Below are 15,819 nucleotides of genomic sequence, written 5' to 3'. Positions count from 1 at the left end.
TACGTGTGCGTAGTGACGAGATGGTGTGTCATATTCGATGTGAGAAGTATTAATTGTAATACCGCGCTCACGCTCTTCTGGAGCGTTATCGATTTGTGCGAAATCTTTAACTTCACCACCATATACTTTTGACAATACAGCTGAGATAGCTGCTGTAAGAGTAGTTTTACCATGGTCGACGTGACCAATTGTACCCACGTTTACGTGTGGTTTACTACGTTCAAATTTTTCTTTAGCCACGATATATTCCTTTCTTTTCAGAAGTGCTCGACAACGAGCTATATAACAGTTAATTAAGTACTTAAAAATTTAAGTACGTGATTCAATAATTGCCTTTGCAATATTTGATGGTGCATCGTCGTACTTTAAGAACTCCATAGAGTATGAAGCACGACCCTGAGTTGCACTTCGCAAGTCAGTAGCATAACCAAACATTTCAGAAAGCGGTACAACAGCGTGGATAATTTTAACACCACCCAGACCATCATCCATACCTTCAATAATACCGCGACGTCGGTTCAAATCACCCACTACATCGCCCATGTTATTTTCAGGTGTGGTTATTTCCACTTTCATTGTGGGTTCTAGTAACACAGGGGTTGCTTCAAGCGCACCCTTTTTGAAGCCCATTGAACCAGCAATTTTGAAAGCCATCTCATTTGAGTCGACATCATGATATGAGCCGTCAAATAAAGTCACTTTCACATCAAGCATTGGATAACCAGCTAATACGCCGTTATTCATTTGCTCTTGAATACCTTTGTCAACGGATGGGATGAATTCACGAGGAACTGCACCACCAACGATTTCGTTAACAAATTCGTAGCCTTGACCTTCTTCAGAAGGTTCAACTTTCAACCACACATGGCCAAACTGACCACGTCCGCCTGATTGACGTACGAACTTACCTTCCACTTCAACTGCTGAGCGAATTGTTTCACGATAAGCAACCTGAGGTTTACCTACGTTACAATCTACATTAAATTCGCGACGCATTCTGTCTACGATAATGTCTAAATGTAATTCACCCATGCCAGAAATCAATGTTTGAGCTGATTCTGCATCAGTTTCCACTCTAAAAGACGGGTCTTCAGCTGCTAATTTTTGCAGCGCAATCGCCATTTTATCTTGGTCTGCTTGCGAACGTGGCTCAACGGCAATAGTAATTACAGGTTCTGGAAACTCCATGCGTTCTAAAATCACTTTGTGATCATTTGCGCAAAGAGTATCTCCTGTTGTCACATCTTTTAAGCCAATTGCCGCGGCAATATCACCAGCACGAACTTCTTTCAGCTCGGTTCGGTCATTTGCATGCATTTGTACGATTCGGCCGACGCGTTCACGTTTCTCTTTGACAGAGTTGTAAACCGCTGCACCCGACTCTAATACGCCTGAATATACACGGATAAAGGTTAAAGTTCCAACAAATGGATCAGTCGCAATTTTAAACGCTAATGCCGCAAAAGGGGCATTATCGTCTGATGGACGTTCGACTTCATTATCGTTCTCGTCAATCCCTTTAATTGCTGGGACTTCAGTAGGAGCCGGTAAGTAATCGACCACACCATCTAAAACAGCTTGAACACCTTTGTTCTTAAATGCAGAACCACAAGTTGCTAATACTATTTCATTGTTAATTGTGCGCTGACGTAATGCTTGCTTGATCTCTAATTCTGATAGCTCACCTTCTTCAAGGTATTTTTCCATCAATTCATCAGAGGCCTCTGCAGCACTTTCCACGAGATACTCATGCATTTCTTCTGCCTTAGCGAGAAGATCTGCAGGAATTTCTTCATAAGAGAAAGTCGTTCCTTGGTCTTTTTCAGACCAATTAATTGCTTTCATCTTAATTAAATCAATAACCCCTTTAAAGTTCTCCTCAGCGCCAATATTCAATTGAATAGGGACACAAGTCGCACCTAGGCGGTTACGGATTTGGTCGATGACACTATCAAAGTCAGCACCTGCACGATCCATTTTATTAACGAATACCATGCGCGGTACCTGATACTTATCAGCTTGACGCCAAACAGTTTCAGATTGTGGCTCGACACCTGATGATCCGCAGAAGACAACAACTGCACCATCAAGTACTCGAAGCGAACGTTCTACTTCAATAGTAAAGTCAACATGACCAGGGGTATCGATGATATTAATACGATGTTCGGTGAATTGAGCATCCATACCACGCCAGAATGTGGTTACAGCAGCAGATGTGATAGTAATACCACGCTCTTGCTCTTGAACCATCCAGTCAGTGGTAGCGGCGCCGTCATGCACCTCACCGATTTTATGAGACAAACCGGTATAGAACAGAACACGTTCTGTTGTGGTAGTTTTACCTGCATCCACATGAGCAACGATACCGATATTACGATAACGCTCAATTGGGGTTGTACGAGCCACTATTTATACCCTCTCAACTAAAGCTAAAGTGCTTTAGAAAATATCAACAATATGGAGTGGGCTAACGCCCACTCCATCAAATTACCAACGGTAATGAGCAAAGGCTTTGTTAGCTTCAGCCATGCGATGCACGTCTTCACGCTTCTTAACAGCAGTACCTTTGTTTTCAGATGCGTCTAGCATTTCACCAGCTAGACGTAGAGCCATAGATTTTTCACCACGCTTGCGAGCAGCTTCAACTAACCAGCGCATCGCTAGTGCGTTACGACGCACTGGACGAACTTCACATGGTACTTGATAAGTTGAACCACCAACGCGACGAGATTTAACTTCGACTGATGGACGAACATTATCAAGAGCAGCTTCAAGGATGCTTAAATGCTCTTCGCTTTTCTTTTCAGCGACAACATCTAATGCTTGGTAGATAATTTTTTCAGCAGTTGACTTTTTACCGTCAACCATAATGACGTTGATGAACTTAGCCAACAACTCACTTTTGAACTTTGGATCTGGTAGGATTTTACGTTGTCCTACAACGCGACGTCTTGGCATAACAATTCTCCGTATGCTTCAGGTACTTCCAAAACTGGAATTTTTTTAACTAGCTTGGCCTTACTTAAACGGACAAGTTACGACTTAGGACGCTTAGCACCGTACTTAGAACGGCCGTTGCGACGAGCACTTACGCCAGCACAATCTAATGCACCGCGAATAGTGTGGTAACGCACACCAGGTAGATCTTTAACACGACCACCACGGATTAGAATTACACTATGTTCCTGCAAGTTGTGACCTTCACCACCGATGTACGAAGTAACTTCGAAACCGTTAGTTAAGCGAACACGTGCTACTTTACGTAGTGCAGAGTTAGGTTTTTTAGGAGTAGTTGTGTACACACGAGTACAAACTCCACGTTTTTGTGGACACGCATTCAACGCTGGCACGTTAGTCTTTTCGACTTTTGGCGAGCGAGGCTTACGTACCAACTGGTTTACAGTTGCCATGAATAGCTCCGTTCAGTTGAAATATCTCAACAATTTTGTGTGAAAAATCTATATCCCACTATGATGGGACGCGAAAGTTTAGAAAGGTAATGGCCAACTGTCAAGAAATAGACAACTTTTCATGCAATTTCCAATAAAAAAGGCGCCAAAGGCGCCTTTTTTAACATACCATTTACTTTAATCAGCACTTCCGGCTAAGTTAAGTAAGTCAGCTAAGTTCTTCTCTGCTTCACTTGCAGTGATCACTGGCGCTTCTGCATTGTCCGATTTGACATTCGCACGAGCTTCATTACGAGCTGTGTGATATGCATAACCGGTACCAGCTGGGATTAGACGACCAACAATTACGTTTTCTTTCAGACCACGTAATGGATCGCTCTTACCGCCAACAGCAGCTTCGGTTAGTACGCGAGTTGTTTCCTGGAACGATGCAGCTGAGATGAATGATTCAGTAGCCAAAGATGCTTTGGTAATACCTAATAATTCACGCTCAAACTTCGCAGGTGTTTTGCCTTGTGCTTCAAGTTCGCGGTTAGCGATCTTAACGCGGGCAACTTCAGCTTGTTCACCGACTAAGAATTCGGTATCACCAGCGTCAGTAATTAAGCACTTACGTAGCATTTGGCGAATAATCACCTCAATGTGCTTATCATTGATTTTAACGCCCTGTAGGCGGTAAACGTCTTGAACTTCATCAACAATATAGTTAGCAACATGATGGATGCCACGTAAACGTAGGATGTCATGCGCAGCTTCTGGGCCGTCAGCAATAACTTCACCACGTTCAACTTTTTCACCTTCGAACACGTTCAGGTTACGCCATTTAGGGATCATTTCTTCATAATGATCACTACCATCAGCAGGGCTGATGACTAGACGTACTTTACCTTTGGTTTCTTTACCGAATGAGATAGTACCCGAGATTTCAGCAAGGATAGCAGGCTCTTTTGGTTTACGAGCTTCGAACAAGTCAGCAACACGTGGTAGACCACCGGTAATATCGCGAGTTTTAGACGATTCCTGAGGAATACGTGCTAAAGCATCACCAACGTTAATTTGTGCATTATCGTCTTTCGCTACAATCGCGTTACCAGGTAAGAAATACTGCGCAGGTACATCGGTACCCGGGATCATAAGATCGTTGCCATCAGCGTCGATTAGACGGATAGCAGGACGCATTTCTTTACCAGCTGTGCTACGAGCACTTGGGTCAAGTACCACAATCGAAGACAGACCAGTTAGGTCATCTGTTTGACGCGTCATAGTAACGCCTTCAATCATGTCTACGAATTTAACTGAACCGGCTACTTCAGAAATAATTGGGTGAGTATGTGGATCCCAGTTCGCAATAATTGCGCCTGCTGCCACTTCACTGTCTTCCAACACTTCTAAAACAGTACCGTAAGGTACTCTGTAACGCTCTTTTTCACGACCAAGTTCGTCAATAATTGCAAGTTCAGATGAACGAGAAACAATAACTAACTTGTTGTCGATGCTCTTAACGTATTTCGCATTATGAAGCTTCAGTGTACCTGAGTTCTTAACTTGAACATTGTTTTCAGCAGAGTCACGAGATGCTGCACCACCAATGTGGAAGGTACGCATCGTAAGCTGTGTACCTGGCTCACCGATTGATTGAGCAGCAACAACACCGATAGCTTCACCGTGGTTAATGATATGACCACGAGCTAAGTCACGACCGTAACATGCGGCACAAACACCAAAGTCTGTTTCACATGAAATTACAGAACGTACGATAACTTCATCAACGCTGTGCTCTTCAAGAAGATCACACCATGCTTCGTCAAGTAGCGTATTGCGTGGAGCAAGTACTTTTTCAGTACCAGGCTCAAGTACGTCAATAGCAACAACACGACCAAGAACACGTTCACGAAGAGGCTCTTTAACATCACCACCTTCAATCAACGGCTTCATGGTTAAGCCAGCTTCAGTGCCACAATCATCTTCAATAACAACTAGATCTTGTGCAACGTCAACAAGACGACGAGTTAGGTAACCCGAGTTAGCTGTTTTCAATGCGGTATCGGCAAGACCTTTACGCGCACCGTGAGTAGAGATGAAGTACTGAAGTACGTTTAGACCTTCACGGAAGTTCGCAGTAATTGGGGTTTCGATGATTGAGCCATCTGGCTTAGCCATCAGACCACGCATACCCGCTAACTGACGGATCTGAGCAGCACTACCACGAGCGCCCGAGTCAGCCATCATATAGATGCTGTTAAACGAATCTTGCTCTTCTTCTTCGCCATCACGATTGATAACAACTTCTTTCTTCAAATTGTCCATCATCGCTTTAGAGATTTTATCGTTGGTACTTGCCCAAATATCGATAACTTTGTTGTAACGCTCACCAGCGGTAACCAGACCTGATTGGAACTGCTCTTGAATTTCAAGCACTTCACGTTCAGCTTCTTCAACTAAAGTGTACTTCTCATCTGGGATAACCATATCGTTGATACCAACAGAGGCACCAGAGATAGTTGCATAACGGAAACCGGTATACATTAATTGGTCAGCAAAGATAACAGTATCTTTTAGGCCTAGCGCACGGTAACAAGTGTTCAATAGTTTCGAGATTTGCTTTTTACCCATGTTCTGGTTAACCAGTTCATAGGGTAAGCCTTTAGGCAAGATCTGCGATAACAATGCACGGCCCACTGTAGTATCTACAATACGACGGCTTTGAGTCTTTTCACCATTGTCGTCAGTTGAAGTCTCTGTAATACGTACTTTAACGCGTGCATGCAATTCTGCAGCACCTGTTGCATACGCTTTTTCAACTTCATCAACAGACATAAATGTCATACCTTCACCACGGCCGTTAACACATTCACGGCTGGTATAGTAAAGACCAAGTACCACGTCTTGAGAAGGCGTGATTACTGGCTCACCATTTGCTGGAGAAAGGATGTTGTTTGTCGACATCATTAACGAGCGAGCTTCTAATTGAGCTTCAAGCGTTAACGGTACGTGCACAGCCATTTGGTCACCATCGAAGTCGGCGTTATATGCCGCACATACTAATGGGTGCAATTGAATAGCTTTACCTTCAATTAGTACCGGCTCAAATGCCTGGATACCAAGTCTATGAAGTGTTGGTGCACGGTTAAGCATAACTGGATGTTCACGAATTACTTCGTCTAAAACATCCCATACTTCTGGCTGTTCGCGTTCAACCATTTTCTTAGCAGCTTTAATCGTAGTAGCTAAACCACGACCTTCTAGCTTGCCATAAATGAATGGTTTGAATAGCTCAAGTGCCATCTTCTTAGGAAGACCACACTGGTGCAGACGTAAAGTAGGACCTACGGTAATTACCGAACGGCCTGAGTAGTCAACACGCTTACCAAGTAAGTTCTGACGGAAACGACCTTGCTTACCTTTGATCATATCGGCCAAAGATTTTAGCGGACGCTTGTTAGAACCTGTAATAGCACGACCACGACGACCATTATCTAATAGCGCATCAACAGACTCTTGTAACATACGCTTTTCGTTACGTACGATAATGTCTGGCGCAGCTAAGTCTAATAGACGTTTTAGACGGTTGTTACGGTTGATTACACGACGGTAAAGGTCGTTCAAATCAGACGTAGCAAAACGTCCGCCATCTAGTGGTACTAGAGGACGTAAATCAGGTGGTAGAACCGGTAGAACTTTTAAGATCATCCACTCAGGCTTGTTACCTGAAGTGAAGAATGCTTCCATCAGTTTAAGGCGTTTAGTGACCTTTTTACGACGGGTTTCAGAGTTGATTGAAGGCAACTCTTCACGCATTTGTTCGATCTGTTCTTCTAAATCAATTGCACGTAGCAAGTCTAAGACTGCTTCAGCACCCATTTTAGCTTCGAACTCGTCACCGTATTCTTCAAGTGCATCAAGATACGTTTCTTCAGTAAGCATTTGGCCACGTTCAAGACTGGTCATGCCAGGCTCGATCACAACAAATGATTCGAAGTAAAGTACACGTTCGATGTCACGAAGTGTCATATCAAGCATTAAGCCGATACGAGACGGAAGTGATTTCAAGAACCAAATGTGGGCAACTGGGCTTGCAAGATCAATATGACCCATGCGCTCACGACGCACTTTAGTCTGTGTAACTTCAACGCCACACTTCTCACAAATAACACCACGGTGCTTCAAACGCTTGTATTTACCACACAAACATTCGTAATCTTTCACAGGACCGAAAATACGCGCACAGAATAAACCTTCACGTTCAGGTTTAAAGGTACGGTAGTTAATGGTTTCTGGTTTTTTAACTTCACCAAAAGACCAAGAACGGATTAGATCTGGCGAAGCCAAACCAATTTTGATTCCGTTAAATTCTTCAGTCTTGCTTTGCTGTTTAAGAAACTTTAATAAGTCTTTCACGTTTCTCTCCTGAAGGAGTTAAACCAGATGCCTTGCTATTGCAAAGCATCCTTGGTTACCAAACATTGCTTAAGAGCGATGCTTACTCTTGATCCAACTCGATATTAATACCAAGTGAACGAATTTCCTTCAACAATACGTTGAAAGACTCAGGCATGCCTGGGTGCATCTGATGGTTACCGTCGACGATGTTTTTATACATCTGAGTACGACCGTTAACGTCATCTGATTTAACCGTTAGCATTTCCTGAAGAGTATATGCAGCACCGTATGCTTCTAGTGCCCATACTTCCATCTCACCGAAACGCTGACCACCGAATTGAGCTTTACCGCCCAATGGTTGTTGTGTAACTAAGCTGTACGAACCGGTTGAACGGGCGTGCATCTTGTCATCAACTAAATGGTTCAATTTAAGCATGTACATGTAACCAACAGTTACTTTACGCTCAAATTCGTTACCGGTACGGCCGTCACATAATGTTAACTGGCCAGATGAAGGTAAGCCTGCAAGTTCAAGCATTTGCTTGATCTCTTTCTCTTTAGCACCATCGAAAGCTGGCGTAGCAATTGGTATGCCGCCTCTCAGGTTCTTAGCTAAGCGCACTACTTCATGGTCGCTAAATGTACTGATGTCGACTTTCTGAAGAACGTCATCACCTAAGTCATAAACCTGCTGAATGTAGCTACGTAGCTCTGCCAGTTCGCGTTGCTCTTCAAGCATAGCAGTAATACGATTACCGATACCTTTAGCTGCAGCACCTAAGTGGACTTCTAGTACCTGACCAATGTTCATACGCGATGGTACGCCCAATGGGTTAAGTACGATATCAACTGGATCACCAGTTTCATCGTAAGGCATGTCTTCGATAGGACAAATCTTAGAGATTACACCCTTGTTACCGTGACGACCCGCCATCTTATCACCAGGTTGGATAGTACGTTTAACTGCTAGGTAAACCTTAACAATTTTCAGTACACCAGGTGCTAAGTCATCACCTTGGGTGATCTTACGACGCTTAACTTCAAACTTCTTATCGAAGTCTGCTTTTAGCTCTTCATGTTGCTCAGCTAATTGCTCAAGTTCAGTTTGTTTAGCTTCGTCATCGATAACTTGAATTAATACATCTTTACGCGGTAGCTCTGCTAATTTAGCTTCTGAGAAACCGGTAGATAGTAATAAGTTACGCGCACGGCTCAACACACCTTCTTCAAGGATCTGGAACTCTTCGCCTAAATCTTTGCGAGCTTGGCTAACATGCATCTCTTCAATTTCAAGCGCACGTTTATCTTTCTCGATACCGTCACGAGTGAATACTTGAACGTCGATGATGGTGCCTTTAACAGAGTTAGGTACACGTAAAGAGCTGTCCTTAACATCTGAAGCTTTCTCACCGAAAATTGCACGCAATAGCTTCTCTTCTGGCGTCAGCTGAGTTTCACCTTTAGGTGTCACTTTACCAACTAGAATGTCGCCGCCTTTCACTTCAGCACCAATGTAAACGATACCTGATTCATCTAGTTTAGATAAAGCAGACTCACCTACGTTTGGAATATCAGCTGTGATTTCTTCGCTACCTAGTTTCGTATCACGAGCAATACATGAAAGCTCTTGGATATGAATAGTAGTAAAACGATCTTCTTGCGCTACGCGCTCAGAAATTAAGATAGAATCTTCGAAGTTATAACCATTCCACGGCATGAACGCGATACGCATGTTTTGACCAAGAGCCAAATCACCTAAATCGGTTGATGGACCGTCAGCTAATACATCACCACGTACAATTGGATCACCAACAGAACAACAAGGACGTTGGTTAATACAGGTGTTTTGGTTTGAACGGGTATACTTAGTTAAGTTGTAGATATCAATACCAGCTTCACCCGGTGTTAACTCTGCTTCATTAACTTTGATAACGATACGGCTAGCATCAACGTAATCAACAACACCGCCACGTTTCGCAGCAACAACAACACCAGAATCGACCGCTAAAGTGCGCTCAATACCTGTACCGACTAACGGCTTATCAGCACGTAAAGTAGGAACCGCTTGACGTTGCATGTTCGCACCCATCAATGCACGGTTAGCATCATCGTGTTCTAGGAACGGAATTAGTGATGCCGCAACAGAAATAATCTGTTGTGGTGATACATCCATATATTGAATGTCAGCAGCACGCATAAAGGTAGATTCACCTTTATGACGACAAGCAACTTGCTCTTCAATGATTCGGCTAGAACCATCTACTTCAATGTTTGCCTGTGCAATAACATAACGACCTTCTTCAATTGCTGACAAGTATTCAACTTCATCAGTAATTACACTATCAACAACCTTACGATAAGGCGTTTCTAGGAAGCCGTATGAGTTAGTACGTGCGAAACTTGCTAAAGAGTTAATTAGACCAATGTTTGGTCCCTCTGGCGTTTCAATCGGACATAGACGACCATAGTGAGTCGGATGTACGTCACGTACTTCGAAGCCTGCACGTTCACGAGTCAAACCACCTGGGCCTAAAGCAGAAATACGACGCTTATGCGTTACTTCTGAAAGCGGGTTGTTTTGATCCATGAATTGAGACAGCTGTGAAGAACCAAAGAATTCTTTCACTGCTGCCGAAATAGGCTTCGCATTGATAAGATCTTGTGGCATCAACTCGTTCAAGTCGCCTAATGATAGACGTTCACGAACAGCACGCTCAACACGAACTAGACCAACACGGAATTGGTTTTCAGCCATTTCGCCAACGCTACGAATACGACGGTTACCAAGATGGTCGATATCATCGACTTCATCGTCACCATTACGGATTTCGATGATTTTCTTCATAACGTGTACGATGTCGTCTTTAGACAATACGCCAGCGCCTTCGTCTTCAGCAATCTCAAGACGACGGTTGAACTTCATACGACCTACTTTAGATAAGTCATAACGTTCTTCACTGAAGAACAAGTTCTGGAATAAGCTTTCAGCAGCATCTTTGGTTGGTGGCTCACCTGGACGCATCATGCGGTAGATTTCAACTAATGCTTCTAAGCGGTTAGTTGTAGAATCGATACGTAATGTGTCAGAAATATAAGCACCATGATCAAGATCGTTGATAAACAAAGTATCAACTTCTTTGATGCCTGCTAAAGAAAGTTTAGCAAGGTCTTCAAGGGTGATTTCAGCATTTGCGCTAACAAGTACTTCACCAGTATCTTGATCGATATAATCTTGAGCAGCAAACTTACCAACAATGTAATCTACAGGTACTTCAAGTTCTGTAGTGGCAGTTTTTTCAAGTTGTTTAATGTGACGAGCAGTAATACGACGACCAGTTTCAACAAGAACATTGCCTTCTGAATCTTTAATATCGTAACTTGCAGTTTCACCACGTAAACGGTCTGGTACAAGTGCCATAACAAGAGAATCTTTCTTAATTTTGAACTGAGTACGTTCAAAGAATAAGTCTAAGATTTCTTGAGTAGAAAACTCAAGTGCACGTAGCATGATAGTCGCAGGTAATTTACGACGACGGTCAATACGTACAAATAAGGCATCTTTTGGATCAAATTCAAAGTCAAGCCATGAACCACGGTAAGGAATAATACGTGCGTTATATAACACTTTACCTGAAGAGTGGGTTTTACCACGGTCATGATCAAAGAATACACCTGGTGAGCGGTGTAACTGAGACACGATAACACGCTCAGTACCATTGATAACAAAAGTACCGTTATCAGTCATTAATGGGATATCACCCATGTAGACTTCTTGTTCTTTAATGTCTTTAACTGTGCCTGGTGCAGCTTCACGGTCATATAACACCATACGCAATTTAACGCGTAATGGAGCTGAATATGTAACACCGCGGATCTGACACTCTTTCACATCAAAAACTGGCTCGCCTAACTTATAACTGACGTATTGCAGTTCAGAGTTGCCAGAAAAGCTCTTGATGGGAAAAACGCTACGGAATGCGGCTTCGAAGCCACGTTCACCCGTAGGATCTTGATCGGTGAACTTCTTAAAAGAGTCTAATTGAATAGACAATAGGTACGGAATATCCAAAACTTTTGGGCGTTTGCCAAAGTCTTTACGAATACGCTTCTTTTCAGAATAGGAGTAAACCATGGGTTTCCTCTACTTACGAGATGTGACCAAGACTGAAATAATACAAAAGATTAAATCAGCACGTTTGCCCATCACCGTTAATGGCAAGAACCTAACCAGTAATCTCTGCTAGGAACTGCTAAAACTGGCGACAAACGGTGAATAAAAAATCGCCTGCGCATATAGCGCAAAAAAGGCCGACGGTTAAAAAACCGCCAGCCTCCGCCCGATTACTCGGGAGGTGGTAAGTTAAAGTATAACTTACTTAACTTCTACTTCAGCGCCAGCAGCAACTAGGTCTGCTTGAAGTGCTTCAGCTTCTTCTTTAGAGATAGCTTCTTTAACTGCAACTGGTGCAGATTCAGCCATCGCTTTAGCTTCTTTCAGGCCAAGACCTGTAGCGCCACGAAGTGCTTTAATAACAGCAACTTTGTTAGCACCGAAAGATGTCATAACAACGTCAAATTCTGTTTGCTCAACAGCAGCGGCAGCATCACCACCACCAGAAACTACTGCAGCTGCAGCAGAAACGCCGAATTTTTCTTCCATTGCTTCGATAAGTTCAACAACTTCCATTACAGACATTTCTGCGAAAGCTTCTAAGATTTGGTCTTTTGTGATAGACATAACAAAAAATTCCTATTGTACTGAATTCAATTTAATTAAGCGGCTAATAAAATATTAAGCTGCTTCTTTTTGATCGCGAAGAGCGGCCAAGGTACGAACAAACTTGCCAGCAGATGCTTCTTTTAGAGTCATCATTAACTGAGCTAGTGCTTCGTCGTAAGTTGGTAATTTCGCTAAACGATCAATATCTGCTGCAGGGATTACTTCCCCTTCAAAGGCTGCTGCTTTAATTTCAAACTTTTCTTGCGTAGCAGCGAAGTCTTTTAATAGACGTGCTGCAGCACCTGGGTGCTCGTTAGAAAAGGCAATTAAAGTAGGACCTGTAAACGTGTCGCTAAGGCACTCAAAATCAGTACCAGCTACAGCGCGTTTAACTAATGTATTACGTACTACACGTATAAATACACCAGCTTCACGAGCTGCTTTACGCAAACCGGTCATATCACCTACAGTTACACCGCGTGAATCGGCAACAACTGCAGATAAAGCACCTTTGGCTGCTTCGTTGACTTCAGCAACAATCGCTTTTTTGTCTTCGAGTCTTAATGCCATTGGCTTTACTCCTGGATTCTACCTAGGGAATTCCCTAGAATTAACCATGTTAAACACAAAGTGTTTAACGACTTACGGTGCAGATTTTCCAGCAGAACAAAATCTATCTGGGGGGTCTGACACCGTCTACGTAGGAAATTAAGTAATGGTTAGATTACACCTACGGTCTTGGACGGAAATCTATTCAATAAGCGGACTAATAAATTAGTAACACACGTAGAAAATAGACCTCAACCCACAAAGTGCGCGCATTATAGACTAATACGCACGCTTTGTATATTACTTAACTTCGTCTAAGCTACCTTGATCGATAGTTACGCCTGCACCCATAGTGGTAGAGATAGTAACTTTCTTCAAGTAAACGCCTTTAGCAACTGCAGGCTTAGCCTTTTTCAGTGCCGCTACAAGCGATTCTAAGTTTTCTTTAAGCTGAACTGGTGTGAAATCCACTTTACCGATAGTAGTGTGGATAATACCGTTCTTGTCGTTACGGTAACGAACTTGACCAGCTTTGGCATTTTTAACTGCATCAGCAACGTTAGGCGTTACTGTACCAGTTTTAGGGTTAGGCATTAAACCACGTGGGCCTAAGATTTGACCTAACATACCAACAACGCGCATTGCATCTGGAGATGCGATAACAACGTCAAAGTTCATTTCGCCAGCTTTAACTTGTGCAGCAAGATCTTCCATACCAACAAGTTCTGCACCAGCTTCTTTAGCTGCTTCAGCGTTTGCGCCCTGTGTAAACACAGCAACACGAACTTCACGGCCAGTACCATGTGGTAATACTGTAGCGCCACGAACGTTTTGATCTGATTTACGAGGATCGATACCTAGGTTAACAGCAACGTCAACACTTTCTACGAACTTAGCAGTTGCTAATTCTTTTAATAAAGCAGTAGCTTCATTGATGTCGTAGTTCTTAGTTCCGTCTAATTTTTCACGGATAACGCGCATGCGCTTAGTTAGCTTTGCCATTATATTAGTCCTCTACTACCAAACCCATTGAACGTGCAGTACCTTCAATTGAGCGAGTCATCGCTTCAATATCAGCGCCAGTCATATCAGTAGCTTTTGATTCAGCAATTTCTTGAACTGCGCTACGCTTGATAGTACCAACTTTCTCAGTGTTCGGACGGCCAGAACCAGACTTAAGACCTGCAGCTTTCAATAATAAGAAAGATGCTGGAGGAGTCTTAGTTTCGAACGTGAAAGAACGGTCGTTGTATACAGTGATAACAACAGGAATTGGCATGCCTTTTTCGAACTTTTCAGTACGAGCGTTGAATGCTTTACAGAATTCCATGATGTTCACACCTTTTTGACCTAAAGCAGGTCCAACTGGTGGAGACGGGTTTGCAGCACCGGCTGCTACTTGTAGCTTAATATAAGCTTCAATTTTCTTTGCCATGTCGACATATCCTCAGTTTGGGTTCAAACGCGTATCGGCTACATGCCAATATGCTCCCCTTGAAAATTACGGGTGCGAATTATACAAAAATTCGCACCCGCAAACAAATACTATTTGTAGTTAATTTAATCAGCTCTTTTCAACTTGATCGAAATCAAGTTCAACAGGAGTAGAGCGACCGAAGATCATTACTGAAACCTTAACGCGGTTCTTGTCGTAATCAACTTCTTCGATAGTGCCATTAAAATCAGCAAATGGACCATCGTTAACACGAACAACTTCACCAGGTTCATACATAACGCGATGAGTCGGTGACTCAACTGTGTCTTGTAAACGCTGAAGAATGGCATCCGCTTCTTTGTCTGAAATAGGCGCTGGACGGTCAGATGTACCACCGATAAAGCCCATAACACGTGGAATACTTTTAACTAAATGCCAGCTTTCGTCATTCATTTCCATCTGTACTAATACATAGCCAGGGAAGAATTTACGTTCGCTTTTGCGACGCTGACCTGCACGCATTTCAACCACTTCTTCTGTCGGTACTAATACCTCAGCGAAGTAATCTTCCATGTTGTGCATTTTTATGTGTTCAAGCAATGTTTTACATACACGGCCTTCATAGCCCGAGAATGCTTGGATCACATACCATCTTTTTTTAGCTTCTGTTGCTTCAGTCATGTAAATGCCTATACGCCAGTAATTAGGTTAACAACGCGCAAAAGTACCCAGTCGAAACCCCAAAGGATAACGGCTACGACAGCTGTTGCAGCAAGAACAATGAATGTAGTGTTTAGCGCTTCTTGACGCGTAGGCCAAACCACTTTACGAACTTCAATGTGAGCTTCACGAGCAAAAGATAAAGCTTCTTTACCTTTCACAGTTTGCAGAGCAATAAAACCTGCAAGAACAAAGGCAACAATTACGCCTAAAGCGCGTACCACAACACTGGCTTCGCCAAATGCTTGGTTGCCAATAACAGCGGCGGCAATCAATATAACTGCTATGCCCCACTTAACAATATCCAGAGAATTAGTCTGGTTTTCAGTATTTGTTGTCATCGGTTGGTTCCGTTACTCACTAAGAGACCTGAGCTTAAAATTGATAAAGTGTACCATTATCAATCAGTACTTCCGAATTAAGCCACGAAAAGCATCAGCTCAGGGTCAAAAATCGGCCATAGATTGTATTCTTATTCTAGTCAGTTCGCAAGGATGACACTAGAGATCATCAGCAAATCTTACAAAAAATAATAAAAACAAAAAAGGAAGCCGAAGCTTCCTTTTTTTATGTGTTAACTAAAATCGCTATTAAGCGATAACTTT

Annotated in this window: 12 protein-coding genes; all 12 read right to left on the bottom strand. The window is 42.8% G+C overall.

The genetic code is table 11. The features are described from left to right. Positions 1-240 (bottom strand): GTP-binding protein (locus AB4160_RS19390; RefSeq protein ID WP_372006073.1); only part of this gene is annotated, 240 nt, incomplete at its 3' end. Positions 241-309: 69 nt separating this feature from the next. Further along, complete coding sequence (fusA, locus tag AB4160_RS19385) at positions 310-2,406, bottom strand: elongation factor G (RefSeq protein WP_102439677.1); 2,097 nt, start codon at positions 2,404-2,406, stop codon at positions 310-312. 81 nt (positions 2,407-2,487) lie between these two features. Continuing rightward, a complete protein-coding gene (rpsG, locus tag AB4160_RS19380; RefSeq protein ID WP_076543258.1) occupies positions 2,488-2,958 on the bottom strand; it encodes a 30S ribosomal protein S7 in 471 nt (156 codons plus the stop codon). A gap of 77 nt (positions 2,959-3,035) precedes the next feature. Beyond that, positions 3,036-3,410 (bottom strand): 30S ribosomal protein S12, encoded by a 375-nt coding sequence (rpsL, locus tag AB4160_RS19375; protein ID WP_076543259.1) that lies wholly within the window; start codon positions 3,408-3,410, stop codon positions 3,036-3,038. Between the two features lie 177 nt (positions 3,411-3,587). Further along, positions 3,588-7,808, bottom strand: a complete 4,221-nt coding sequence (rpoC, locus tag AB4160_RS19370) for a DNA-directed RNA polymerase subunit beta' (RefSeq protein WP_102476544.1) — start codon at positions 7,806-7,808, stop codon at positions 3,588-3,590. Positions 7,809-7,890: 82 nt separating this feature from the next. After that, entirely contained in the window at positions 7,891-11,922 is a 4,032-nt protein-coding gene (gene rpoB, locus AB4160_RS19365; RefSeq protein ID WP_372006070.1) for a DNA-directed RNA polymerase subunit beta, read from the bottom strand. A 240-nt stretch (positions 11,923-12,162) separates the two neighbouring features. Further along, positions 12,163-12,528, bottom strand: coding sequence for a 50S ribosomal protein L7/L12 (rplL, locus tag AB4160_RS19360; RefSeq protein WP_076543262.1), 366 nt, complete (start codon positions 12,526-12,528; stop codon positions 12,163-12,165). A 54-nt stretch (positions 12,529-12,582) separates the two neighbouring features. Then, complete coding sequence (gene rplJ / locus AB4160_RS19355; RefSeq protein ID WP_076543263.1) at positions 12,583-13,080, bottom strand: 50S ribosomal protein L10; 498 nt, start codon at positions 13,078-13,080, stop codon at positions 12,583-12,585. 279 nt (positions 13,081-13,359) lie between these two features. After that, positions 13,360-14,061 (bottom strand): 50S ribosomal protein L1, encoded by a 702-nt coding sequence (gene rplA / locus AB4160_RS19350; protein ID WP_102439680.1) that lies wholly within the window; start codon positions 14,059-14,061, stop codon positions 13,360-13,362. A 4-nt stretch (positions 14,062-14,065) separates the two neighbouring features. Continuing rightward, the gene (gene rplK / locus AB4160_RS19345) at positions 14,066-14,494 is read right to left on the bottom strand and encodes a 50S ribosomal protein L11 (protein ID WP_076543265.1); all 429 of its coding nucleotides are present in this window, start codon (positions 14,492-14,494) and stop codon (positions 14,066-14,068) included. A 129-nt stretch (positions 14,495-14,623) separates the two neighbouring features. Then, positions 14,624-15,175, bottom strand: a complete 552-nt coding sequence (nusG, locus tag AB4160_RS19340) for a transcription termination/antitermination protein NusG (protein ID WP_076543266.1) — start codon at positions 15,173-15,175, stop codon at positions 14,624-14,626. An 8-nt stretch (positions 15,176-15,183) separates the two neighbouring features. Beyond that, positions 15,184-15,555 (bottom strand): preprotein translocase subunit SecE, encoded by a 372-nt coding sequence (secE, locus tag AB4160_RS19335; RefSeq protein ID WP_102439681.1) that lies wholly within the window; start codon positions 15,553-15,555, stop codon positions 15,184-15,186. Positions 15,556-15,819 lie beyond the last annotated feature (264 nt).

The organism is Shewanella sp. 10N.286.51.B8 (assembly GCF_041469325.1).
Classification (GTDB): domain Bacteria; phylum Pseudomonadota; class Gammaproteobacteria; order Enterobacterales; family Shewanellaceae; genus Shewanella.
The sequence above is the reverse complement of the archived record's forward strand: the minus strand, read 5'-3'. Positions and strand labels throughout refer to the sequence as shown.

Coding starts and splice junctions, on each gene's coding strand:
- rplJ (WP_076543263.1), bottom strand. CDS start 13,080: ATGGCATTAAGACTCGAAGACAAAAAAGCGATTGTTGCTGAAGTCAAC.
- secE (WP_102439681.1), bottom strand. CDS start 15,555: ATGACAACAAATACTGAAAACCAGACTAATTCTCTGGATATTGTTAAG.
- rplA (WP_102439680.1), bottom strand. CDS start 14,061: ATGGCAAAGCTAACTAAGCGCATGCGCGTTATCCGTGAAAAATTAGAC.
- rpsL (WP_076543259.1), bottom strand. CDS start 3,410: ATGGCAACTGTAAACCAGTTGGTACGTAAGCCTCGCTCGCCAAAAGTC.
- rpsG (WP_076543258.1), bottom strand. CDS start 2,958: ATGCCAAGACGTCGCGTTGTAGGACAACGTAAAATCCTACCAGATCCA.
- rplK (WP_076543265.1), bottom strand. CDS start 14,494: ATGGCAAAGAAAATTGAAGCTTATATTAAGCTACAAGTAGCAGCCGGT.
- rplL (WP_076543262.1), bottom strand. CDS start 12,528: ATGTCTATCACAAAAGACCAAATCTTAGAAGCTTTCGCAGAAATGTCT.
- rpoB (WP_372006070.1), bottom strand. CDS start 11,922: ATGGTTTACTCCTATTCTGAAAAGAAGCGTATTCGTAAAGACTTTGGC.
- nusG (WP_076543266.1), bottom strand. CDS start 15,175: ATGACTGAAGCAACAGAAGCTAAAAAAAGATGGTATGTGATCCAAGCA.